Annotated in this window: 26 protein-coding genes; 15 read left to right on the forward strand and 11 right to left on the reverse strand. The window is 62.5% G+C overall.

Annotated features, from left to right (window positions below):
* The first annotated feature begins 46 nt into the window (after nucleotides 1-46).
* The 3 genes from hutG to AWB72_RS10040 all read left to right on the forward strand — a co-directional run bounded on the left by hutG (nucleotide 47) and on the right by AWB72_RS10040 (nucleotide 2,438).
* Entirely contained in the window at nucleotides 47-859 is an 813-nt protein-coding gene (gene hutG, locus AWB72_RS10030; protein WP_040052061.1) for an N-formylglutamate deformylase, read from the forward strand.
* A 312-nt stretch (nucleotides 860-1,171) separates the two neighbouring features.
* Complete coding sequence (locus AWB72_RS10035) at nucleotides 1,172-1,498, forward strand: DUF4148 domain-containing protein (RefSeq protein ID WP_040052323.1); 327 nt, start codon at nucleotides 1,172-1,174, stop codon at nucleotides 1,496-1,498.
* 169 nt (nucleotides 1,499-1,667) lie between these two features.
* Nucleotides 1,668-2,438, forward strand: a complete 771-nt coding sequence (locus tag AWB72_RS10040) for a CDP-diacylglycerol diphosphatase (RefSeq protein ID WP_087128082.1) — start codon at nucleotides 1,668-1,670, stop codon at nucleotides 2,436-2,438.
* Nucleotides 2,439-2,448: 10 nt separating this feature from the next.
* On the opposite strand, the gene AWB72_RS10045 is transcribed toward AWB72_RS10040, so the two are convergent.
* The gene (locus AWB72_RS10045) at nucleotides 2,449-3,687 is read right to left on the reverse strand and encodes an aspartate carbamoyltransferase (protein ID WP_052450027.1); all 1,239 of its coding nucleotides are present in this window, start codon (nucleotides 3,685-3,687) and stop codon (nucleotides 2,449-2,451) included.
* A gap of 70 nt (nucleotides 3,688-3,757) precedes the next feature.
* Entirely contained in the window at nucleotides 3,758-4,177 is a 420-nt protein-coding gene (locus tag AWB72_RS10050) for a secondary thiamine-phosphate synthase enzyme YjbQ (protein WP_040052064.1), read from the reverse strand.
* Nucleotides 4,178-4,261: 84 nt separating this feature from the next.
* Here AWB72_RS10050 and AWB72_RS10055 point away from each other — a divergent pair, with 84 nt between their 5' ends.
* Genes AWB72_RS10055 through AWB72_RS10065 form a run of 3 tightly spaced genes read left to right on the forward strand, consistent with a single transcriptional unit; the run spans nucleotide 4,262 to nucleotide 6,949 of the window.
* Nucleotides 4,262-4,765 carry a hypothetical protein gene (locus AWB72_RS10055; RefSeq protein WP_052450028.1) on the forward strand — a complete coding sequence of 168 codons (504 nt, stop codon included), beginning with the start codon at nucleotides 4,262-4,264 and terminating at the stop codon, nucleotides 4,763-4,765.
* A 29-nt stretch (nucleotides 4,766-4,794) separates the two neighbouring features.
* Nucleotides 4,795-6,156 (forward strand): NfeD family protein, encoded by a 1,362-nt coding sequence (locus tag AWB72_RS10060; protein ID WP_040052065.1) that lies wholly within the window; start codon nucleotides 4,795-4,797, stop codon nucleotides 6,154-6,156.
* Nucleotides 6,157-6,169: 13 nt separating this feature from the next.
* Nucleotides 6,170-6,949 carry a slipin family protein gene (locus AWB72_RS10065; RefSeq protein WP_040052066.1) on the forward strand — a complete coding sequence of 260 codons (780 nt, stop codon included), beginning with the start codon at nucleotides 6,170-6,172 and terminating at the stop codon, nucleotides 6,947-6,949.
* On the opposite strand, the gene AWB72_RS10070 is transcribed toward AWB72_RS10065, so the two are convergent.
* Nucleotides 6,946-7,482: a carboxymuconolactone decarboxylase family protein gene (locus AWB72_RS10070; protein ID WP_040052067.1), complete on the reverse strand. Its 537-nt coding sequence runs from the start codon at nucleotides 7,480-7,482 to the stop codon at nucleotides 6,946-6,948. The genes AWB72_RS10065 and AWB72_RS10070 overlap by 4 nt on opposite strands.
* Nucleotides 7,483-7,595: 113 nt before the next feature.
* Nucleotides 7,596-8,924: an omega-aminotransferase AptA gene (gene aptA / locus AWB72_RS10075; RefSeq protein ID WP_040052068.1), complete on the reverse strand. Its 1,329-nt coding sequence runs from the start codon at nucleotides 8,922-8,924 to the stop codon at nucleotides 7,596-7,598.
* A gap of 134 nt (nucleotides 8,925-9,058) precedes the next feature.
* On the opposite strand from aptA, the gene AWB72_RS10080 reads away from it, so the two are divergent.
* On the forward strand, nucleotides 9,059-10,465 hold the full coding sequence (locus AWB72_RS10080) for an aminotransferase-like domain-containing protein (RefSeq protein ID WP_040052325.1): 1,407 nt from the start codon (nucleotides 9,059-9,061) through the stop codon (nucleotides 10,463-10,465).
* 4 nt (nucleotides 10,466-10,469) lie between these two features.
* Here AWB72_RS10080 and AWB72_RS10085 read toward each other — a convergent pair whose 3' ends face one another.
* From AWB72_RS10085 to AWB72_RS10100, 4 genes are all read right to left on the reverse strand, one after another.
* Entirely contained in the window at nucleotides 10,470-10,772 is a 303-nt protein-coding gene (locus AWB72_RS10085; protein ID WP_040052069.1) for a hypothetical protein, read from the reverse strand.
* A gap of 179 nt (nucleotides 10,773-10,951) precedes the next feature.
* Nucleotides 10,952-11,731: an ABC transporter substrate-binding protein gene (locus AWB72_RS10090; protein ID WP_040052070.1), complete on the reverse strand. Its 780-nt coding sequence runs from the start codon at nucleotides 11,729-11,731 to the stop codon at nucleotides 10,952-10,954.
* A 133-nt stretch (nucleotides 11,732-11,864) separates the two neighbouring features.
* Nucleotides 11,865-12,269, reverse strand: a complete 405-nt coding sequence (locus AWB72_RS10095; RefSeq protein ID WP_040052071.1) for an Hsp20/alpha crystallin family protein — start codon at nucleotides 12,267-12,269, stop codon at nucleotides 11,865-11,867.
* Between the two features lie 21 nt (nucleotides 12,270-12,290).
* Nucleotides 12,291-12,725 (reverse strand): Hsp20/alpha crystallin family protein, encoded by a 435-nt coding sequence (locus AWB72_RS10100; protein WP_040052072.1) that lies wholly within the window; start codon nucleotides 12,723-12,725, stop codon nucleotides 12,291-12,293.
* A gap of 253 nt (nucleotides 12,726-12,978) precedes the next feature.
* Here AWB72_RS10100 and AWB72_RS10105 point away from each other — a divergent pair, with 253 nt between their 5' ends.
* The 3 genes from AWB72_RS10105 to AWB72_RS10115 are packed head-to-tail and all read left to right on the forward strand — an operon-like array spanning nucleotide 12,979 to nucleotide 15,572.
* Entirely contained in the window at nucleotides 12,979-13,962 is a 984-nt protein-coding gene (locus AWB72_RS10105; protein ID WP_040052326.1) for a 2-dehydropantoate 2-reductase, read from the forward strand.
* Nucleotides 13,963-13,973: 11 nt separating this feature from the next.
* A complete protein-coding gene (locus AWB72_RS10110) occupies nucleotides 13,974-14,342 on the forward strand; it encodes a nucleotide pyrophosphohydrolase (RefSeq protein WP_040052073.1) in 369 nt (122 codons plus the stop codon).
* 57 nt (nucleotides 14,343-14,399) lie between these two features.
* Nucleotides 14,400-15,572, forward strand: coding sequence for an acyl-CoA dehydrogenase family protein (locus tag AWB72_RS10115; RefSeq protein WP_087128059.1), 1,173 nt, complete (start codon nucleotides 14,400-14,402; stop codon nucleotides 15,570-15,572).
* 37 nt (nucleotides 15,573-15,609) lie between these two features.
* On the opposite strand, the gene AWB72_RS10120 is transcribed toward AWB72_RS10115, so the two are convergent.
* On the reverse strand, nucleotides 15,610-15,867 hold the full coding sequence (locus AWB72_RS10120) for a DUF4148 domain-containing protein (protein ID WP_040052075.1): 258 nt from the start codon (nucleotides 15,865-15,867) through the stop codon (nucleotides 15,610-15,612).
* 442 nt (nucleotides 15,868-16,309) lie between these two features.
* Here AWB72_RS10120 and AWB72_RS10125 point away from each other — a divergent pair, with 442 nt between their 5' ends.
* Nucleotides 16,310-16,549, forward strand: coding sequence for a hypothetical protein (locus tag AWB72_RS10125; RefSeq protein ID WP_040052076.1), 240 nt, complete (start codon nucleotides 16,310-16,312; stop codon nucleotides 16,547-16,549).
* Between the two features lie 118 nt (nucleotides 16,550-16,667).
* On the forward strand, nucleotides 16,668-17,549 hold the full coding sequence (locus tag AWB72_RS10130) for a GNAT family N-acetyltransferase (RefSeq protein WP_040052077.1): 882 nt from the start codon (nucleotides 16,668-16,670) through the stop codon (nucleotides 17,547-17,549).
* 15 nt (nucleotides 17,550-17,564) lie between these two features.
* On the opposite strand, the gene AWB72_RS10135 is transcribed toward AWB72_RS10130, so the two are convergent.
* Entirely contained in the window at nucleotides 17,565-17,774 is a 210-nt protein-coding gene (locus tag AWB72_RS10135; RefSeq protein WP_040052078.1) for a DUF1059 domain-containing protein, read from the reverse strand.
* A gap of 99 nt (nucleotides 17,775-17,873) precedes the next feature.
* Here AWB72_RS10135 and AWB72_RS10140 point away from each other — a divergent pair, with 99 nt between their 5' ends.
* The 3 genes from AWB72_RS10140 to AWB72_RS10150 are packed head-to-tail and all read left to right on the forward strand — an operon-like array spanning nucleotide 17,874 to nucleotide 19,438.
* Nucleotides 17,874-18,326 carry a DUF3293 domain-containing protein gene (locus tag AWB72_RS10140; protein WP_052450029.1) on the forward strand — a complete coding sequence of 151 codons (453 nt, stop codon included), beginning with the start codon at nucleotides 17,874-17,876 and terminating at the stop codon, nucleotides 18,324-18,326.
* A 12-nt stretch (nucleotides 18,327-18,338) separates the two neighbouring features.
* Complete coding sequence (locus tag AWB72_RS10145) at nucleotides 18,339-18,725, forward strand: tautomerase family protein (protein ID WP_040052079.1); 387 nt, start codon at nucleotides 18,339-18,341, stop codon at nucleotides 18,723-18,725.
* 11 nt (nucleotides 18,726-18,736) lie between these two features.
* Nucleotides 18,737-19,438: a 4'-phosphopantetheinyl transferase family protein gene (locus AWB72_RS10150; RefSeq protein ID WP_244285576.1), complete on the forward strand. Its 702-nt coding sequence runs from the start codon at nucleotides 18,737-18,739 to the stop codon at nucleotides 19,436-19,438.
* Here AWB72_RS10150 and AWB72_RS10155 read toward each other — a convergent pair.
* On the reverse strand, nucleotides 19,401-19,907 hold the full coding sequence (locus AWB72_RS10155; protein ID WP_040052081.1) for a YgjP-like metallopeptidase domain-containing protein: 507 nt from the start codon (nucleotides 19,905-19,907) through the stop codon (nucleotides 19,401-19,403). The two genes, AWB72_RS10150 and AWB72_RS10155, sit on opposite strands and share 38 nt — an antisense overlap.
* Between the last annotated feature and the right edge of the window lie 156 nt (nucleotides 19,908-20,063).

Here is a 20,063-nt window from a genome sequence, read left to right on the forward strand (position 1 = left end):
GCTGCACGCGTTGCTCGCGTGAGGCCCAATCAACGAGGCTGCCGACATGGAAACCACCGACGAATGCTCGATCTACACGCTCGAGCGCGGCAGCGCGCCGCTCCTGATTTCGATACCGCATCGCGGCACGCGCATTCCGGACGCGCTCGCGGAGGAGATGACGCCGGTTGCGCGGCGCGTCGATGATTGCGACTGGCATCTCGAACGCCTCTACGCGTTCGCGCGCGAGATGGGCGCGTCGATTCTGCTGCCGGAATTCGCGCGCTATGTGATCGACCTGAACCGCCCGCCCGACGACGCGAATCTCTATCCGGGCCGCGACACGACCGGCCTCTGTCCCGTCGATACGTTCGAAAAGGAGCCGCTCTATTTGCCGGGTCATGTGCCGTCGCGCGAACAGATCGAGGCGCGCCGTGCGCTCTACTGGCAGCCGTATCACGATGCACTCGCCGCCGAGCTCGCCGCGCTGCGCGAGGCGCATGGCCGCGTGCTTCTATGGGAGGCGCATTCGATCCGCTCGGTCGTGCCGCGCTTCTTCGATGGCCGTCTGCCCGATTTCAACTTCGGCACGGCGGACGGAGCATCGGCGGCAGCGGGGCTGGCGGAGCGGCTGGCGGGAATCGTCGAGCGCGACGGGCGGTACTCGACTGTCGCCAACGGGCGTTTCAAGGGCGGCTACATCACACGGCGTTATGGCGAGCCGGCCAATGGCGTTCACGCCGTTCAGCTCGAACTCACGCAGGTCACGTACATGGAGGAATCGTCGCCCTACGCATACGACGAGAGCCGCGCCAGCGACGTGCAGCCGTTGTTGCGCACGCTGCTCGAAGCGGCGGTCGAACACGTACGGGCGGGATAAGCGTGGCGTGGCAATGGCGGCTGGCGGGCATCCGTGTAATGACTGATCCAGGCCGATACGCGAAATTGGCGGCCGCTGGACCAATAAAACCGTAGCGAATCAGTCGCTTAGCCCGTTCGCCGCCTACATTCCCGCCGATTGATGCATAAACCGATTGTTGTCATTTCAACAAATATCTTTCGCTGAGATAGGGGTTTCCCCTAGGTCGATGGCCTCCTAAACTTGCTTTCAACGAAACGAAATCAGCCAGCGCTTAAAAAGCTCCCGATTCCGGTTTCGATCTCAAAACAAGATTACTGGAGGTTCATCATGATCAAGTCTTTCGTTCCCGCACTCGTCATTGCTTCGGCGCTCGTCGCCCCGACTTTCGCTTTCGCCCAGAACAACGGTCCGGTCACTCGCGAGCAAGTGCGCGCGGAACTGGTTCAACTGGAAAAAGCCGGCTACAACCCGGCGGCAGACCGCGTGACGTATCCGGAAAGCCTGCAGGCCGCGCAAGCGCGCGTGAACGCTGAACAAGGTGTTTCGGCGACGTCGTACGGCGCATCGACCGCCGGCACGGCACAGTCGGGCGCGCGTTCGGTATCCGGTTCGGCCATCTCGATGTCGGATCGCAACAGCGTCTACTTCGGCCATTAAGGCGAAGGGAAGTAGCAGCAGACAGTAAGCAGTAAGCAGCGCCAGCCGCGATGTTCGCGGCTGGCGCTTTTTCATGCGCGCCCGTTCGAACGCGGCGCGCGGCTTGGCGTCACACGCGTGCAGCATAATCCGAAGCGTCTTTTCTCTTGGCGACTCCGGATTCATGCCGATGCGACTCATCAGGAACTTCGTTCTGGCCAGCGTCGTCGCGACGCTCGGCTTCGCGCCGCCGTGCGCCCGCGCCGCGAATCCCGATGCGCTGTGGGACATCGTCGATGGACAGTGCGTGCCCGCCGCCGAGGGCGCATCAACCAGGCAGCCGTGTGCGGAAGTAGATCTCGCGGCGGGCTATGCGGTGCTGAAAGATATCGTGGGCGTCGCGCAATATCTGCTGATTCCGACCGCGCGCGTGAGCGGCATCGAAAGTCCGGAACTGCTCGACGCCAACGCCCCGAATTATTGGCGCGACGCGTGGCAAGCCCGCCATTTCGTCGACGATGCATTGCGCAGCCGCCTGCCGCGCGGCGAAATCTCGCTTGCGGTCAATTCGGCGAGCGGGCGCACGCAGAATCAGTTGCACATCCATATCGATTGCCTCGCCGCCGATGTCGCCGATGCGCTGCGCGAAGCGGGGCCGAAGATCGGCACCGAATGGTCGCCGCTGCCGATGCGCCTGCGCGGGCATCGCTACCGCGCCATGCGTATCGACGACGCCGATCTCTCGCACACCGATCCGTTCAAGCTGCTCGCGGCGGCCGTCGCGCGCGAAGGCGGCGCGATGGGCGATCAGACGCTGCTGCTCGCCGGCGCCGTCCGCCGCGACGGCGCGCCCGCGTTTTATCTGCTCAATGATCACGTCGGCGTCGGCAACTGGGCGTCGGCGGAAGAACTGCAGGATCACACGTGCGGACGGGTGGATCGGGAAATCGAAAAGCCGTGACGGTTGCGCATCAATCGAACCCGTGGAACACCGCGTCGTCCGGTCCGACCGATGCCGGCGACTTCCACGTCGCGTCGCGCATGGAATGCCGCACCTGATTCTCGACGCCCAATAGCGCCGCGAAAATCGCCATGCGCACCGCGATGCCGTTGTCGGTCTGACGGAAAATCGCGAGCCGCGAATCGTGATTCAGATCGGTGGCGAGATCGTTCGCGCCCGGCCGGCTGTCGCGCGGCAGCGGATGCATGATGAGCGTGTCGCGTCCGCAGACATCGTCGACGAGCGCGCGGTTGATCTGGAAATCCGGCGTATAGCCTTCGATCGATTCATCCGCGAACCGCTCTTTCTGGATGCGCGTCGCATAGACCACGTCCGCGTTCGCGAGGCCCGCGCGCAGGTCGCTCGTCTGTTCGATCACATGCCCGCCGCGCCCGATGCGCTCCACGATATGCGCCGGCATTTCCAGCGAAGCCGGCGAAACGAGCGTGAACTTCAGCCCCTTGTGCAGCGACAGCAGCTTCGCGAGCGAATGCACGGTGCGCCCGTACTTGAGGTCGCCGACCATCGCGATATGCGCGCCGTCGACGATCTTCCCGAGCCGCGAGAACTCGCGCTGGATGGTGTATAGATCGAGCAGCGCCTGACTCGGATGCTCGCCGGGGCCGTCGCCCGCGTTGATGACGGGAATGTTCGTCGCGCGCGCGAACTCCGCGACCGAGCCTTGCTCCGGATGCCGCACGACGATGGCGTCCGCGTAGCCGCTGATGACGCGGCTCGTGTCGTAGATGGACTCGCCCTTCGCCATCGACGAGAACGTGAAGCCGGTCGTATCGCACACGGAACCGCCCAAGCGGCAGAACGCCGCGCCGAAGCTCACGCGGGTGCGCGTGCTCGCCTCGAAGAACAGATTGGCGAGCACCGCGCCTTCCAGCACGCGCGTGATTTTCCGGCGGCGCGCGATGGGCTGCATCATGTCCGCCGTCCGGAAAAGGGCTTCGGCGGATTCGCGCGAAAACTGGTCGATGGACAGCAGTTGCGGCCGGCCTTCGAATTCGATGGGATATGCGCTCTGCGTAGACGCGCTGCCTTCGGGCATGCGTGCCAGAATTTCGCCGACGTAGCGCGCCGCGATTTCCGGCATGGCGCGCGATTCGGGCGACTCGTCCGGCAGAAGCCACGTGTCGAGCGCCCTCCGCGACACGCCGATGCGCGCGGCGAACGCGTCGCGAGTCATGTTGAGACGCCGCATGGCGTCGCGAAGCACGGTTTGTTGCTGGGTCACGGCGACGCTCCGAAATGTACGCGGAGCGTATAGTAGGTTACTCGCCGATCAGATGCAACACCAGTTCTCGGTCATGCGGCGACGCCCGATGCTCGAACACATAAATGCCTTGCCACGTGCCGAGCACCATGCGCCCGGCTTCGACGGGAATCGAAAGCTGCACGTTCGTGAGCGCGGTGCGCAGATGCGCGGGCATGTCGTCGGGGCCTTCGGCGTCGTGGATATAGCGGCCCGGCGCTTCGGGCGCGACCGTCTCGAAATAGCGTTCGAGGTCGGCGCGCACGTCGGGATCGGCGTTTTCCTGAATCAGCAGCGACGCCGACGTATGCCGGCAGAACACCGTCAGGAGACCGGTGCGGATGTCCTGCATGTCGATCCAGCGATCTATTTCGCGCGTGACTTCGTGCAGCCCGCGCGCGTGCGTGGCGAGCCTTAAGTGGTGGAGTGCCTGTTTCATGTCGATCTCGTATTGCGTGGCGAGTGGAGGGTTCAGCTTGATGGACTATGCTTCCCGAGTGCGGGTTCACGGACGACGCGCCCCATGCGCTCATTCTTGCCGATTCCGAACGCAACGCGCGTGCTCGCTCTCGCGCTTTTCTCGCTGATCGCTCGCGCCGACGAACCGCTCGCCAATCGCGGCAACGATCCTTTCCTGCACGTATCGAACGCCATTCCCGATTGCCCCGCGCCGCGCGGCCCGTTCGAAACGCAACAGGAATGGCTCGACGAAGCGCATTACCGCATCGAACGCGGCAATAGCTGCTGGATCGCGGGGCGCTGCCGTCTTTCCAACAGCTACGAATACGACAAGGAAATCGCCGAAAGCGTGACGCGCCGCCTGAGCGCGTTGAACGCATCGCTGCAATGGCGCGAGAAAACGAGCCTGTGGCTCACGCTGCAGCGCCGCTTCATCTATATCGACGGCTGCGTGTCGCGCGATTTCGACAAGGCCCGCTTCGCCGCCGAACTGGGCGAGACGGCCGATGTCGAGAAGATCATCGACCGCACGACGGTTCTATCGCCTAATCTGAAAGCGAGACCGTGAGCGACGCCGGCTGTGGCCGGCGATGACCGATGACAACGAATCGCGCTGACTGGCTGCGCCTGTTCGTCCGACGCCTCCTGCTGGCGGCCGCGCTCGGCTTGTGCGCGCTTCGGGCTGACGCCGCCGCGCCGGTCGTCGTGATTCCGCTGTCGGGCGCGATCGGCCCGGCGAGCGCGGATTTCGTCGTGCGCTCGCTCGCCCGCGCCGCCGACGAGCGCGCGCAACTCGTCGTGCTGCGCATCGACACGCCGGGCGGCCTCGATCTTTCCATGCGCTCCATCATCCAGGCGATGCTGGCGTCGCCGGTGCCGGTCGCCGCGTTCATCGCGCCGAGCGGGGCGCGGGCGGCGAGCGCGGGGACGTACATCGTCTATGCGAGTCATATTGCCGCGATGGCGCCCGGCACGAATCTCGGCGCGGCCACGCCGATCCAGCTCGGCATGGGCGGCGGCGACCGCCCGGCGTCCGATGCGTCATCGTCGGCCGAATCGCGCAAGGCGATGCAGGACGCCGCCGCCTACATTCGCGGTCTCGCGCAATTGCGCGGCCGCAACGAGCAGTGGGCGGAGCGGGCGGTGCGCGAGGCCGTCGCGCTCTCGGCGAACGAGGCGCTCGCGCAGAAAGTGATCGACCTGACCGCAACCGATATCCCCGATCTGCTCGCCAAAGTCGACGGCCGGCACGTGCGCACGGCACACGGCGAACGCGTCCTCGCGACGCGCACGGCGCCCGTCGTCGCCGTCGAGCCGGACTGGCGCAGCCGCTTTCTCGCGGCCATCACGAACCCGAGCGTCGCACTGATTCTGATGATGATCGGCATGTACGGGCTTTTCTTCGAGTTCGCGAATCCCGGCTTCGTGCTGCCGGGCGTGGCGGGCGCGATCTGTCTGCTCGTCGGCCTGTTCGCGCTGCAACTGCTGCCGATCAGCTACGTTGGCCTCGGTCTGATCCTGCTCGGCACCGGCTGTCTCGTCGCGGAGATGTTCTTGCCGACGTTCGGCGCGCTCGGCATCGGCGGCATCGTGGCGTTCGCCATCGGCGCGCTGATGCTGATCGATACCGACGTGCCCGGCTTCGGCATCCCGATCGGCGTCGTGCTCGCGCTCGCGGCGATCACCGCGCTCTTCGTGTTCGCGGTGTCCGGCGTCGCGTTGAAGGCGCGCAGGCGGCCGGTCGTGAGCGGCGCTGAGGCGATGCTCGGCAGCATCGGCGTGATGCTGGACGACGGCGGCGCGAGCGGATGGGCGCGCGTGCACGGCGAACGCTGGCGCGTGCAGGCGACGGGCGCGCGTTCGCTGCCGGGCGCGGGTGCGCGCGTGCGGATCGTCGCGCGCGACGGGCTCACGCTCACCGTCGAACCGCTCGAAGATCAACGTCAGCAGGCAGCTTAACGAGGCGAGGAACATGGGGCTTACTTACGGCTTTAGCGGCGTCGTCATTGCGTTCGTCATCTTCATTCTGGCGTCGGCGGTGCGCATCTTTCGCGAATACGAACGCGGCGTCGTGTTCATGCTCGGGCGCTTCTGGAAAGTGAAAGGGCCGGGGCTCGTGCTGATCATTCCGGTCGTGCAGCAGGTCGTGCGCATGGACCTGCGCACCGTCGTGTTCGACGTGCCGCCGCAAGACGTCATCACGCGCGACAACGTCTCGGTGAAGGTGAATGCCGTGGTGTACTTTCGCGTCGTCGATCCGGAGAAGGCCGTGATTCAGGTCGCGCGTTTTCTGGAGGCGACGAGCCAGCTTTCGCAAACCACGTTGCGCGCGATTCTCGGCAAGCACGAACTCGATGAACTCCTGTCCGAGCGCGAGCGCCTGAACAGCGACATCCAGCGCGTGCTCGATGCGCAGACCGACGCGTGGGGCATCAAGGTATCGAACGTGGAGATCAAGGACGTGGACATCAACGAGACGATGATCCGCGCGATCGCCCGGCAGGCCGAAGCCGAGCGCGAGCGTCGCGCGAAGATCATTCATGCCGAAGGCGAATTGCAGGCATCGGAAAAGCTGCTGCAGGCGGCGCAAATGCTCGCGCAGGCGCCCCAGGCAATGCAGCTTCGCTATCTCCAAACGCTGACGACGATCGCCTCCGACAAGAACTCCACGATCGTCTTCCCCGTGCCGATCGATCTGGTGAGCGCGGTGATCGAACGCTTCAGCAAGGGAAAAGCCGGCGACGCCGCTTAAACGAGCGCGGGGAAGTCCAGCGTCGTATCGTTCACGCGATTCACGAGATTCGTGAAGTGGATGACGCTCATCGCGAACAGCGCGTCGATGACTTGCGCTTCCGAATAGCCGGCCTCGCGCACATCGGCGAGCACGCGAGCATCCACGGTGCCGCGCGAATCCGCCACATGCCGCACGAAGCGCACGAGTGCATCGCGCTTCGCATTGCCGGTCGCATCGCCCGCGCGAATCTGCTGCGTTTCCGCTTGCGTGAGGCCCACCATCTTGCCGACGACCGTATGGGCCGCACCACAGTAGTCACAACCCGCGAGTTCGCTGACGGCGAGCTTGATCGCTTCGGCATCGGCCTTGTCGAGGCTGCTGCGCGCGAGCACGGCATCGTTGGAGAGCGCGGCGCCGAGCGCGCCGGGGCTATGCGTGCCGATCGTCGCGTACGCGTTCGGCACGCGTCCCATCGCCTTCCTGATACCGCCGAAAAGTTCGGCGGTCTTGCCCGTTGCTTCGTTGACGTTGACTTGAGAAAGACGTGACATGGTGTGCTCCTGACTCGTTGGTTGGCCATCTGCATGGCATGGCTCAACTGTAGGAGCACACGTCGCCGGCGTGAATGCGCGCGCGTCTCATGAACACGCGCGATCGTCTCAGATTACTTCACGCTCGCGAGCACGCGGCGCACGGTGCCGAAGATGTGATCGATCTGCTCGTCCTCGATGATGAGCGGCGGCGAGAACGCGAGAATGTCGCCCGTATAACGCACGAGCACGCCCGCTTCGAAGCATTTCACGAAGACCTCGTAGGCACGCGCGCCCGGTGCGCCATCGCGCGATTCGAGTTCGATGCCGGCCACCAGCCCGAGATTGCGGATGTCCTTGACGTAAGGCGCATCGCGCAACGCGTGCACCGCGTCTTCGAACTTCTGCGCCTTGGACGCCGCGCGGTCGAACAGCTTGTCGCGCACGTAGAGATCGAGCGTGGCGACGGCCGCCGCGGTCGCCACCGGATGTGCGGAGTAAGTGTAGCCGTGAAAGAGTTCGATGGCGTTGGCCGCGCCAGCATCGACGATCGCGTCGTGCACCTTGCGATGCGCCGCGACCGCGCCCATCGGAATCGTGGCGTTGTTGATCGCCTTCGCCATCGTGATGAGATCGGGCGTCACGCCGAAGAACTCGCTCGCGGTGGCTTTGCCGAGACGTCCGAAGCCGGTGATGACTTCATCGAAAATCAGAAGAATGCCGTGCTTGGTGCAGGTCTCGCGCAACTTTTGCAGATAGCCCTTGGGCGGAATGAGCACGCCGGTGGAACCCGCGAGCGGTTCGACGATGACGGCCGCAATCGTCGATGCATCGTGCAGCGCGACGATGCGCTCCAGTTCGTCCGCGAGATGCTCGCCCCACGCGGGCTGTCCCTTCGAAAACGCGTTGTGCGCGAGATCGTGCGTATGCGGCAGATGATCGACCGACGGCAACAGCGCGCCCGAGAACGTCTTGCGGTTCGGCGCGATGCCGCCCACCGAAATGCCGCCGAAGCCCACGCCGTGATAGCCGCGCTCGCGTCCGATGAGCCGCGTGCGCTGTCCTTCGCCGCGCGCGCGATGGTACGCAATCGCGATCTTGAGCGCGGTATCGACAGACTCGGAGCCCGAGTTCGTGAAGAAGATGCGGTCGAGCCCTTCGGGCATCAGCGCGGCCACTTTCGACGCGGCTTCGAATGCAAGCGGATGACCCATCTGGAACGTCGGCGCGAAGTCGAGCGTGGCGAGCGCCTTCTGCACGGCATCGACGATCTCGTCGCGGCAATGGCCCGCGTTCACGCACCAGAGCCCCGCGCAGCCGTCGAGCACGTCGCGGCCATCGGTCGAACGGTAGTACATGCCTTTCGCGCTCTCGAGCAGGCGCGGCGCGGCTTTGAACTGACGATTCGCGGTGAAGGGCATCCAGAACGACGACAGATCGTCGATGACGGGGCGAGCATTCATAACGGGTCTCCAGGGAAGAACGGTCACTCTATTCCGAACAAAATCACGCTGCATATACAGTTGCTTCACTGCGCTGCCAACTGTGCTGGCAAAATGCTGCAAACTGTGCTGGCCGGCAATCGGCGATGGACACCATGATCGAACTCAAGCTCGAACGCGGCTCGCGGCAGGGGCCCACGCTCGTCGAACAACTCGTGCGCGCGTTCTCGTCGGCGATCGAAGGCGAGACCTTGCGCGCGGGCGCGTTGCTGCCTTCCGTGCGCCGTCTTGCCGACGATCAGGGCCTGAGCACCTTCACGGTGACCGAAGCCTACGGCCGCCTCGTGTCGATGGGGCTCGTCACCGCGCGGCGCGGATCGGGGTATCGCGTGGCGCAGCGCGGTCATCGCGAACAGTCGCGCGCGGTCGAGTGGCAGCCGCCGAGCCTCACCGCGACGTGGCTGCTCTCCGATGTCTTCGCGGATCATTCGGTGCCGATCAAGGCCGGCTGCGGCTGGCTGCCGAACGAATGGGTCAACGAGAGCGGCCTGCAGCATGCGTTGCGCGCGATGAGCCGCGTGCCCGCCGCGCGCATCGCGGATTACGGGCATCCGTACGGCTTCGCGCCGCTGCGCGAGCGCATTGCCGAACAACTGGACCGATACGGCTTGCCCGTGGATGCCGCATCGAACGTGTTGTTGACGGCGGGCGCGACCCAGGCGCTCGATCTCATCGTGCGAACGCTGCTGCGCCCCGGCGATGCGGTGGTCGTCGAAGATCCCGGCTACTGCAATCTGCTGCAGATTCTCAAGCTCGCCGGTCTCGACGTGCATGGCGTGCCGCGCACCGAGGCGGGCATCGATACGGACGTGTTCGAGCGCATCGTGATCGAGCATCGACCGAAGGCCGTGTTTCTCAATACGACCTTGCAGAACCCGACGGGTGCGACGTTCGGCATGGCGTCCGCGTTCCGGCTGATGCAGATCGCTGAGCGGCACGGCCTGTGGGTTGTCGAGGACGATGTGAACCGCGAGCTTGCCCCGCCCGGTGCGCCCCTGCTCGCGGCGATGGAAGGGCTCAATCGCGTGCTGTATGTCGGCGGCTTTGCAAAGACGATCACGCCCTCGTTGCGATGCGGTTATGTCGTCGCCGGGCGCGACGTGCTGCGCGAGTTGGCGCGCACGAAGATGGCGGTCGGATTGACGTCGTCGGAGGCGACGGAGCGCATCGTCGAAAAAGTGCTGACGGAAGGGCGTTATGCGCGCCACGTCGAATTCGTGGTGGACAAGCTGAAGGACGCGCACGCGCTCGTCGAAGCGCGCATGGATGCGCTGGGCGTGTCGCTCTTCCGCCGTCCGCGTGCGGGTCTGTTCGTGTGGGCGTCTTTGCCTATCGATCCGTCCGACGCAAGCGATGTCGCCACGCGCGCGCTCGAGCACGGCATCTGGCTTGCGCCCGGGTCATACTTTCGTCCGGGCGATGCGCCGAGCGCGTGTTTCCGCTTCAATGTACCTTATTCCGTCGACGATGCGCTCTGGGATTTCCTGGGCAAATCGCTTTAGCGAATCAAGCGGCGGCGTGCGCGCCCGCGCGATGCGCAAGTGCTTGCTGACGCGTCGTGCGCTTGTTATTCCGCGATGCGGCGAGATGCGCCTGCAAGCGCTCGCATACATCTTTTCTGCGCACGGGATTAAGCGGATCGCACAGACGAATGGTGAGAGTCGCTGCTTGCATATGCAGCGGCATCGCATCATCCGGCTCGGGGGCTTCCCAGAGCACCACGGTGTGCGTGCCATCCGAAACCTGCACGACCTGAAAGCGTGCGAGGTCGATCTTGCCAAGCTCGTGAGGTTCGATCGAGTGATGCATGATATCCCCGGAATCAGTTCTCCATGTGCCGCCACCTCATGCAAACACCATGCCGATGGCGGCCTTCCGCGCGACGCCGAAAACACCGCGTTTGAGCGTGTAATTTTCAGCGTGGCGTTCGTGAAATTACGACAGTGCCCGTTAAGAGACGGCGTTATCGTCGGAGAAAAACGGACACGTCACTCGCCGTAAATGTCGAAGTCAAAGTACTTCTTTTCGATGCGCTTGTACGTGCCGTCCTTGATCATCGCGGCGATCGCGCCGTCGAGCTTTTCCTTCAGATCGGTGTCTTCCTTGCGCAGGCCGATAGCGGTGCCGGGGCCGAAAATCGCGCTGTCTTCGAGCGCGGGACCGGCGAAGTCATAGGGTTTTCCGCGTGGGGTATCGAGAAAGCCGCGTTCGGCTTGCACCGCATTTTGCAGCGATGCGTCGAGTCGTCCGGTCAGCAAATCCGCATAAACCTGATCCTGATCCGCATACGATACGACCGTCACGCCTTTCGCGCCCCAATGCGCTTTGGCGTAAGTTTCCTGCATGGAGCCTTGTTCGACGCCCACCGATTTGCCCGCGAGCGATTCCGCCGTCGGCTGGATTTTCGAATCTCGCCGCGCGACGAGACGCGTCGGCACATGGAAGAGCTTGCTGGAGAAGGCGATCTGCTTGACGCGCGCGGGCGTCATGGACATGGTGGAGAGCACGCCGTCGAATTTGCGCGATTTGAGGCCCGGAATCATGCCGTCGAATGCGTTTTCAACCCACACGCATTTCGCATTCAGACGACGGCACAGTTCGTTGCCGACATCGATATCGAAGCCGACGAGCGTGCCGTCCGGCGCTTTCGATTCGAACGGCGGGTAGCTCGCGTCCACCCCGAAGCGGATGGTCGACCAGTCTTTTGCGTGCGCGCCGATGGATACGGCCAGCATGGAGCCCAACACCACCTTCAACAGCTTATTCACGATCGTCTCTTCCCTTTTTAGCAATGAATTCGAATATTTTTAAACCGACGCTAAAGAATTATAAAGGGACGCTTGAGCCGAATAAAAAAATGGCCGCGATTCACGCGGCCATTCGATGCTCAAGGCAGAACGTTTAGTTCGCACGTACCTCGATGCGACGCGGACGCGCTTCTTCGCGGCGCGGAATGGTCAGCTTGAGCACGCCATTCGTGAGATTCGCGTCGATCTTCGTGGTGTCGAAGTCATCGCTGACGGTGAACGCGCGGGCAAAGCGCGGCGCGCGCACTTCGGCATGATGCACGCGCAAGCCGGCCTGCGCGGAGACGACCGCTTCCGCTTCGATAAAGAGCCGTGCGTCGTGCACCTTCACGTCGAGCCGGTCGCGCGGCACGCCGGGCAGGTCTGCCCATAGCGTGATGCCGTGGCTGTCCTCGACGATATCGACGGCGGGCGTGATCGCCGGGCGGCGCGCGGTGTCCTCGGTCTCGCGAGTGACTTCGCCTTCGTTGCGTTGTGCGATCTGGGTATTCTCGGTCATGATCTGCTCCCGGGTCTTCTATTACTGAATGGTGATGGCGCGCGGCTTGGACGCTTCGCGCTTGCCGACGGTAATGGACAGCGTGCCGTTTTCATAACGCGCTTGGACCTTGTCGACGTCCGCGTTTTGCGGCAATTCGATCACGCGGCGGAAGCTGCCCGTGAAGCGCTCTTTCGCGTACGTGCGCGCGCCTTCGGGCAAGGTTTCTCCGTTGCGCTCGCCACTGATCGTCAACGTGCCTTTGTCGACGGTCACTTCGAGCGATGCCGGATCCACGCCCGGTGCAAACGCGACGATTTCCACTGCGTCGTCGGTGCTGCCGATATTCAATTGCGGAAAGACATCGGTGCGGCTCGAACGAATGCTCGAAGGGAGATTGCCGAATAGCGTCGACATTTGCCGCTGCATGCGGTCGAGTTCCTGAAACAGGTCGCCGCCAAAGTAAAAGTCACTCATGGTTCAGCCTCCGATAACGCGGATAAGTTGATCGATTGAGACAGCGTTCATTGCCGCTGCCATTGCATCGAAAATAGGAGCGCGGACTATCGTTTCAATAGCGGACAACGTATTTTCAACGCGATTTTTTATTCGCCATCAGGCTCTTGAAAAGCGCTTTTCAGCGCCTAGATTCGATCGAATGCGCCGCGCGTGCAAAGTGCGCGGCTGCTCTTACAATGAGCGCTTCACGGTTCCTCACGAGGACGGCACGATGAAGGTATGCATATACGGCGCAGGCGCAATCGGCGGATGGATCGGCGTGAAGCTCGCGCAGGCAGGGTGCGACGTCAGCGTGGTGGCACGCGGCGCGACGCTCGACGCGCTCGAGACACGCGGTCTGCAACTCGCGGAGAAAGACGCGACGCATACCGTGCAAGTCAGAGCGAGCGCGTCGCCCGCCTATCTGGGCGATCAAGACCTCGTCGTGGTAGCGGTCAAAGCGCCGGCGATGGAGTCGGTGGCCGCGCATATCGCCCCGCTCATCGGCGAACAGTCGATCGTGCTGACCGCAATGAACGGCGTGCCGTGGTGGTTCTGCGAAGGCCTGGGCGAAGCGTTCGTCGGCAAGCGCCTATCGTCGGTGGACCCGCATGGTGCGATTGCATCGGCAATTCCTGTCGCGCAAACGGTCGGCTGCGTGGTGCATGCAAGCTGCTTCATCGAAGCGCCGGGCGTCATTCGGCATCATCAGGGCAAGGGCCTCATTCTCGGCGAGGCAAACGGCAAGCAGAGTGAGCGCGTGGAATCGCTCGTATCGCTCTTTGCGAAGGCGGGTTTCGATGCGTCGCACTCGCCGCACATTCAGCGCGACGTGTGGTTCAAGCTGTGGGGCAACATGACGATGAATCCCATCAGCGCCATCACGGGCGCCACGACGGATCGCATTCTCGGCGACGAACTCGTGCGCGGCTTCGTCACTCGTATCATGCTGGAAGCGAAGGAAATCGGCGCGCGTTTCGGCATTCCAATCGAGCAGGAGCCGCAAGACCGGCATGCGGTCACGCTCAAGCTCGGCGCGATGAAAACATCCATGCTGCAGGACGTGGAAGCGCGCAAGGCGGTGGAACTCGATGCGCTCGTCGCATCGGTCAGAGAACTCGGCGAAATGACCGGCGTGCCCACGCCTTTCACCGATGCGCTGCTGGGCCTGGCACGTCTGCACGCGCGTACCCTGGGCCTTTATCCCGCGCAGTGAGTTGAATCGATATGGATCATCAAAAGCCAAGTGAGTTGCTGGCCATGCGCGATCTGCTGCGTGAATTCGTCAGCGAGCGTGACTGGAGCCGTTTTCATTCGCCCAAGAATCTCGCGGCGGCGCTGAGCGTCGAGGCGAGTGAGTTGCTCGAGCCGTTCACGTGGCTTGCAACCGGCAATAAAGACGAGCTCGACGACGCCAAGTTGCGGGCCATTCGCCACGAAATGGCCGACGTGCTCGCGTATCTCTTGATGCTCGCAGATTCACTCGATGTCGATCTTCACAGCGCGCTCCTGGAAAAGATGGCGATCAATCGCACGAAGTATCCGGCGCAAAAGGTTCGCGGCGATGCCCGCAAATACAGCGAATACGATGAATGACGAAACGCGCGTATCCCGCTAAGCTCGCCTGAATCCAACGAACACGAGGGATAACTGATGGACTTTTCGCTTACGCCCGAACTCACTGAATTGCAAGCACGCGTGCGCGCGTTCATTGCAGATGAAATCGTGCCTTGCGAACGCGATCCGCGCTGCACGCCGCATGGCCCGAACGAGGCTTTACGCGCGGAACTGATCGCGAAAGGGCGCAAGGCGGGATTGCTGTCGAGTCATGTTTCACCGGACTTCGGCGGGCTTGGATTGGGACACGTCGCTAAAGCCATTCTCTTCGAAGAAGCCGGTTATTCGCCGCTTGGACCGGTGGCGTTGAATATCGCCGCGCCCGACGAAGGCAATATGCATCTGCTCGAAGCCATCGCGACGCCAGAGCAAAAAGAGCGCTGGCTCAGGCCTTTGGCCGCGGGCGAGATTCGCTCGTGCTTTTGCATGACAGAGCCGCCGCCGGGTGCGGGCGCGGACCCGGCGATGCTTCAGACCATCGCCACGCGCGACGGCGACGACTACGTGATCGACGGCCGCAAGTGGTTCATCACGGGCGCGGAAGGCGCGGCGGTCGCGATCATCATGGCGAAATTCGCGGACGGCCCCGCGACGATGTTTCTCGCCGATATGAAGAGCGAAGGCATCGTGATCGAGCGCTCGATGGATTCGCTCGATACCTGTTTTCCCGGCGGCCACGGCGTCGTGCGCTTCGAAGGCTTGCGCGTGCCCGCCGCGAATGTGCTCGGCGAACCGGGCGAAGGTTTTCGTTATGCGCAGGTGCGTCTGTCGCCCGCGCGCCTCACGCACTGCATGCGCTGGCTAGGCGCGGCGCGTCGTGCGCACGATGTCGCGAGCGAACATGCGCGCCGGCGTCAGGCTTTCGGCAAGACGCTTGGCGAACATGAAGGCGTCGGCTTCATGCTTGCAGACAACGAGATGGATTTGCACATTACGCGCCTCGCTATATGGCATTGCGCCTGGGTGCTCGATCAAGGCGTGCTCGGCAAGCACGAATCGAGCATTGCGAAGGTGGTGTCGTCGGAAGCGCTGTGGCGCGTCGTCGATCGGTCGGTGCAGGTGCTGGGCGGGCAGGGCGTCACGCATGAGACCGTGGTGGCGCGAATCTTCGCGGACATGCGTGCATTCCGCATCTACGATGGCCCTTCCGAGGTGCATCGATGGAGCATTGCACGGCGCATCCTGCGCGGCGAGAAGCCGCGCGCATAGACGCAATCGTCCGGTGCGCGACTCGACGCGCAACCGCTCAATATGCGTTGTTACCCAGCCCCTGATGCTGGCCTTGCGGTGCGCGTTGTTGCGCCAGCACGCGGCTTGCCCGGATTGCATTCTCGGGATAATGCACCCAGTCGGCAGGGTCGTAGCCCGCCGCGAACCACGCGAGCGTTTCCTGCCGCACTTGTTCGCGCGTCTTGGGCGAATTATCGGAAAGCGGTTGCGCAAAAGTGGATGCTGCCCAACAAGCGGCGAGCGCACCGAGGATGAGTTGGGAAAGAAGTTTCATGAAGATCCCCTTGTGGTCGCTTAAGGGCGGGTCTACTCATTCTAGGCGACAGAACGTCGACTTTCAGGGTAAACCGCGATGAATCGGCTCTGGCGAATCCGGTTCAGCAGGCCTGTGCTGCCTATTGATTGATCAGACACGCGGTTTGCTTAGACAAGAGGTGGTCACGTCGGCGGCGCTTGTAGATGCGTCGACGATCTCGTTACATCTGGTAGCGAATGACTGCGATCGTTATCACTTTTCACGCTGAGCGTTTCATCGACGCCACGCTGGGGAAAGCCCGTGTTGCGACGCAGCAATCGGTTGACTATGATACTTTGAGTAGCCGGCAATGCCGCATGAAACTACTGCCCTACAAAGGGCTAACGAAGCGCCCGTAAGCAGGAGCATTCGTCGAGGCAGAGCAGTAGCCAGATGAATGTCACTTGCAGGAGCCGCATTTATGGAACTGATCGCATCGTCTAACCCAACGCTACACGTCTTCCATCAGGAAGGCGGGTGGCATTGGGGCATCACCATTGAACGCGCAGCCGGCGGCGGCATGAAAGTGGTCGCCTATAGCGACGAGGGTTTCGACTCGGAAGACGAAGCGCGCGAGGACGGCGAACAGGTCCTGCGCTCGGAAGACTGGCGCTCGCGCCAGAGCTTCAGCCGCAGCGAACGCCGTCCCGGTTGCACCTAGGCGAAGCGATAGTCGTCCTTCAATCGCTTCGTTCTTCTCCTTTCCTCCTTCTCACCTTTTCCCCGACTCGCAAACGCTCGACACTGCATGCACCGCCCATTCGAATAAGGCGCGCAGCATGTCATCTGCTTCCCTCCACGTATCTCCCGATAACGCTCGCTTCGCCATCCGCCGCATGAGTCTGGCCGATCTCGGCACGGCGCTCGACTGGGCGGCGGCGGAAGGCTGGAATCCCGGCATCGACGATGCCCGCTGTTTTCTCGCCGCCGACCCGCATGGCTTTTTCATGGGCACATGGGACGGCGAGCCCATCGGCTGCATTTCCGCTGTGGCCTATGACAACGCGTTCGGCTTCATCGGCCTATATATCGTGCGGCAGGAATGGCGCGGCAAAGGCCTGGGCATGCGCTTGTGGAATGAAGGAATGGCGTATCTGGGCGAGCGTAACGTCGGGCTGGATGGAGTCATTGCGCAGCAAGCCAACTACCGCAAATCCGGTTTCGTGCTGGCGTATCGCAACGTGCGTTATCGAGGCGTTGCGGCGGATTGCGTCGAATCGTTGGCGGATATGACCGTTGTGAATGCGTCGAGCGTGCCGTTCGATCGCCTGCTCGCCTACGACACGCGCTGCTTCATATCAGTGCGCGAGGCATTCCTGCGCGCGTGGCTCACGCAAGAGCACGCGCGGGCATTCGCCGCGCTCGATGGCGATGAAGTGCGCGGATACGGCGTGATTCGCCGCTGCCGTAGCGGATACAAGATCGGACCGCTCTTCGCGGATGACTTACGCATTGCACGCGCGCTGTATCAAAGGCTCGTTTCATCGATTAAAGGCGAGACTGTCTTTCTCGATGTGCCCGAAAGCAATGCGTCAGCCGTCGCGCTTGCGATCGAGCACGACATGACGAGCGTCTTCGAAACGGCGCGCATGTACACGCGGGCGCCACTCGCGGCGCCGCTCGATCATGTCTTCGGCGTGACGACTTTCGAACTCGGTTAATGCGTTACTTATAGGTTATGCGCTTGGCCTGTCGATTGGCGGCGTGCCGTCATGAAAGAGCTTTCTGAGCGCCGAGCGCAATTCCGGCGAATCTTCATGCCGATGAACGCTTACCGCGTGTTGCACGGCGGCTTCCATCAATTCGTCTTCGGAGTCGGCGGACAGCGCCACCGTGCAATTCGTGTCGCTTGGAAACTCGCGGCAATCGATGAATTTGCGTGCCATGGCATCCTCCTCGCATGAGACGCTGAATTCAGTATAGGCAATGTCCGGCGCTTCAAGGCTGCGTTTGCGTGCGTCTGCGTGTTTGGGTAACGTGTCGCCATGAACCCACTTTTTCCGGTGCATTCGATTCCCGTTGAGACGCTCGCCGCCTATCGTTCGGCCATTTATCGCATCGACGATGAGCCGCCAATCGACATGATGATCGACACAAGGAATGACGCTGCCGCGTCGCTGCTAGCGCGGCATGATGTGACGGGCGCCGTGTTCGTGACGGCATTCAATCCATTCGGACGAACATTGGAGCAAGACGAAAACGCCACGAGGCAGCAGGCGCTCGCCGCGCTCGTCGCGCAAACGGGACTGCACGCGTTGCCGGGCGCGGGCATCGATCCGAAGGGCGCATGGAAAGCCGAAACGAGCCTCCTTGTGCTCGGCGCCGACAAAGAGACCGCAGATGAACTCATGATCGCATTCGAACAGAATGCGGTCGTCATATTGGACGCGGATGGTGTGCCTCGCTTGCGATTGCATCCGCGATATCGCCACGCATGAAGGAGAAAACCGATGCCGCTCGTTCGAATCGATTTGATGCAGGGAAAGGATGCGACTTATCGCGCGACGATTGGGGAAGTGGTGTACGACGCCATGCGCGCCACGCTCGATGTGCCGGAAAATGACCGCTTTCAAATCGTCGCGGAACACGGCGCGGGGGACTTCATCGTCGATCGCGGTTATCTCGGCATTACGCGCACGGACGAGTGCATCATTATTCAAGTGACATTGAACGAAGGGCGCGATCTGGCAAAGAAGCGCGCGTTTTATCGAGCCGTCGCCGATGGCCTGCACGAGCGCCTTGAATTACGTCGCGAAGACGTCTTTATCGGTCTCGTCGAAGTGAAGAAGGAAAACTGGTCCTTCGGAAACGGCGAAGCGCAATACGCGGCAACGTAATACGAATGCAGATGCACTCGCTTGCAGTCGATGCGCCCGCGGACGTGCATGTGTGGCGCGTCGATATCGATCTCGATGCGCCGCTCGAAGGGGCCGGCGCGGGACTGCTCGACGCGAATGAAATCGCGCGGGCGCATCGCTTCATGCGTCATGAGGATGCCGCGCGCTTCATCACCCTGCGAGCATGTTTGCGCCGTTTGCTTGCTGCCGAACTCGATATCGAGCCGCCGCAGCTCCAGCTCGACGTCGATACAAACGGCCGTCCTTCACTCGCAATGCCTCATGCCCCCGACTTCAACGTGTCGCATTCGGGCGCGCATGGATTGATCGCCATTTCATTCAAGCGGCGCGTAGGCGTGGATATCGAAGAAGCGCGGCCGTCGTTCGACTGGCGCGAACTCGAAGCCTCGGTGCTGCACCACGCGGACAAGCGCGTTATCGACGCTACGCCGGAAGCTCAACATAGCGGCGCTTTCCTTGCGTGCTGGACGGCGAAGGAAGCGTTGCTCAAGGCGCACGGCGAAGGCATCGGCGGAAAAGCACTAACAATGACCAGCTTTTCCGTCTTGCCGCGCAATGGCGTGCGTTATGCGGTATCGGCCGAAGCGGGGGCATTCGAAGCCGTATCGATCGAAGCGCCCGAGGGTTATGCAGCGGCGCTCGCGTGGTCTGCCGTTAGTCGGTCTTCGTGCGAATCAAATCACGATGCGTGAGATAAAGCCGCAGATCGAATTCGATCTGATGGTAGCCGGGCTGCATCGTTTCGCACAGTCGATAGAACGCCTTGTTGTGCTCGCTTTCCTTCAGATGCGCAAGCTCGTGGACCATGATCATACGAAGAAACTCGGGCGCCGTGTCCTTGAACAATGATGCGACGCGTATCTCTTTCTTCGCCTTGAGTCTGCCGCCTTGCACGCGCGAAATCGCGGTGTGGAGGCCGAGCGCGTGGCGCAGCACGTCGAGCTTGCTGTCGTAGAAGACCTTGTCGATGGCAGGCGCCACGCGTAGAAATTCATTCTTCAGGTCGGTGCAGTACTGATAGAGCGCGCGGTCCGACTGCACCGAGTGTCGGTTCGGATAGCGTGCGTCGAGGTATGGCCCGAGCTGCTGCTGGGCGATGAGACGGCGCACCTTGTCCTGCAGCGTGTTCGGATAGGCGCTCAGGTATTTCAGGTGTTGCATGACGGCGTTGTCATCTAAAGACGGTCTAAGGTATCGGTTACGCTGGCCCGCTGCGCAACAGTGCTTCCAATCATTTTAGTCATAGGCGCGCCGCCTCGCCCGCGATGTGCGCGAAAGTGAGTTTCCGCCCCCTGCATTTGCGTAAGTTTATGTATC

Origin of the sequence: Caballeronia concitans (genome assembly GCF_001544615.1) — a bacterium.
Classification (GTDB): domain Bacteria; phylum Pseudomonadota; class Gammaproteobacteria; order Burkholderiales; family Burkholderiaceae; genus Caballeronia; species Caballeronia concitans.

Bases quoted from the DNA above. Each gene is read 5' to 3' on its own strand.
- AWB72_RS10155 (WP_040052081.1), bottom strand. From the start codon at position 19,907: ATGCAACACCTGAAATACCTGAGCGCCTATCCGAACACGCTGCAGGAC.
- AWB72_RS10150 (WP_244285576.1), top strand. From the start codon at position 18,737: ATGCACTCGCTTGCAGTCGATGCGCCCGCGGACGTGCATGTGTGGCGC.
- AWB72_RS10040 (WP_087128082.1), top strand. From the start codon at position 1,668: ATGCGACTCATCAGGAACTTCGTTCTGGCCAGCGTCGTCGCGACGCTC.
- hutG (WP_040052061.1), top strand. From the start codon at position 47: ATGGAAACCACCGACGAATGCTCGATCTACACGCTCGAGCGCGGCAGC.
- AWB72_RS10135 (WP_040052078.1), bottom strand. From the start codon at position 17,774: ATGGCACGCAAATTCATCGATTGCCGCGAGTTTCCAAGCGACACGAAT.
- AWB72_RS10105 (WP_040052326.1), top strand. From the start codon at position 12,979: ATGAAGGTATGCATATACGGCGCAGGCGCAATCGGCGGATGGATCGGC.
- AWB72_RS10060 (WP_040052065.1), top strand. From the start codon at position 4,795: ATGACAACGAATCGCGCTGACTGGCTGCGCCTGTTCGTCCGACGCCTC.
- AWB72_RS10085 (WP_040052069.1), bottom strand. From the start codon at position 10,772: ATGCATCACTCGATCGAACCTCACGAGCTTGGCAAGATCGACCTCGCA.
- AWB72_RS10070 (WP_040052067.1), bottom strand. From the start codon at position 7,482: ATGTCACGTCTTTCTCAAGTCAACGTCAACGAAGCAACGGGCAAGACC.
- aptA (WP_040052068.1), bottom strand. From the start codon at position 8,924: ATGAATGCTCGCCCCGTCATCGACGATCTGTCGTCGTTCTGGATGCCC.
- AWB72_RS10045 (WP_052450027.1), bottom strand. From the start codon at position 3,687: ATGCGGCGTCTCAACATGACTCGCGACGCGTTCGCCGCGCGCATCGGC.
- AWB72_RS10110 (WP_040052073.1), top strand. From the start codon at position 13,974: ATGGATCATCAAAAGCCAAGTGAGTTGCTGGCCATGCGCGATCTGCTG.
- AWB72_RS10145 (WP_040052079.1), top strand. From the start codon at position 18,339: ATGCCGCTCGTTCGAATCGATTTGATGCAGGGAAAGGATGCGACTTAT.
- AWB72_RS10095 (WP_040052071.1), bottom strand. From the start codon at position 12,269: ATGACCGAGAATACCCAGATCGCACAACGCAACGAAGGCGAAGTCACT.
- AWB72_RS10050 (WP_040052064.1), bottom strand. From the start codon at position 4,177: ATGAAACAGGCACTCCACCACTTAAGGCTCGCCACGCACGCGCGCGGG.
- AWB72_RS10055 (WP_052450028.1), top strand. From the start codon at position 4,262: ATGCGCTCATTCTTGCCGATTCCGAACGCAACGCGCGTGCTCGCTCTC.
- AWB72_RS10080 (WP_040052325.1), top strand. From the start codon at position 9,059: ATGATCGAACTCAAGCTCGAACGCGGCTCGCGGCAGGGGCCCACGCTC.
- AWB72_RS10100 (WP_040052072.1), bottom strand. From the start codon at position 12,725: ATGAGTGACTTTTACTTTGGCGGCGACCTGTTTCAGGAACTCGACCGC.
- AWB72_RS10130 (WP_040052077.1), top strand. From the start codon at position 16,668: ATGTCATCTGCTTCCCTCCACGTATCTCCCGATAACGCTCGCTTCGCC.
- AWB72_RS10065 (WP_040052066.1), top strand. From the start codon at position 6,170: ATGGGGCTTACTTACGGCTTTAGCGGCGTCGTCATTGCGTTCGTCATC.
- AWB72_RS10115 (WP_087128059.1), top strand. From the start codon at position 14,400: ATGGACTTTTCGCTTACGCCCGAACTCACTGAATTGCAAGCACGCGTG.
- AWB72_RS10125 (WP_040052076.1), top strand. From the start codon at position 16,310: ATGGAACTGATCGCATCGTCTAACCCAACGCTACACGTCTTCCATCAG.
- AWB72_RS10140 (WP_052450029.1), top strand. From the start codon at position 17,874: ATGAACCCACTTTTTCCGGTGCATTCGATTCCCGTTGAGACGCTCGCC.
- AWB72_RS10120 (WP_040052075.1), bottom strand. From the start codon at position 15,867: ATGAAACTTCTTTCCCAACTCATCCTCGGTGCGCTCGCCGCTTGTTGG.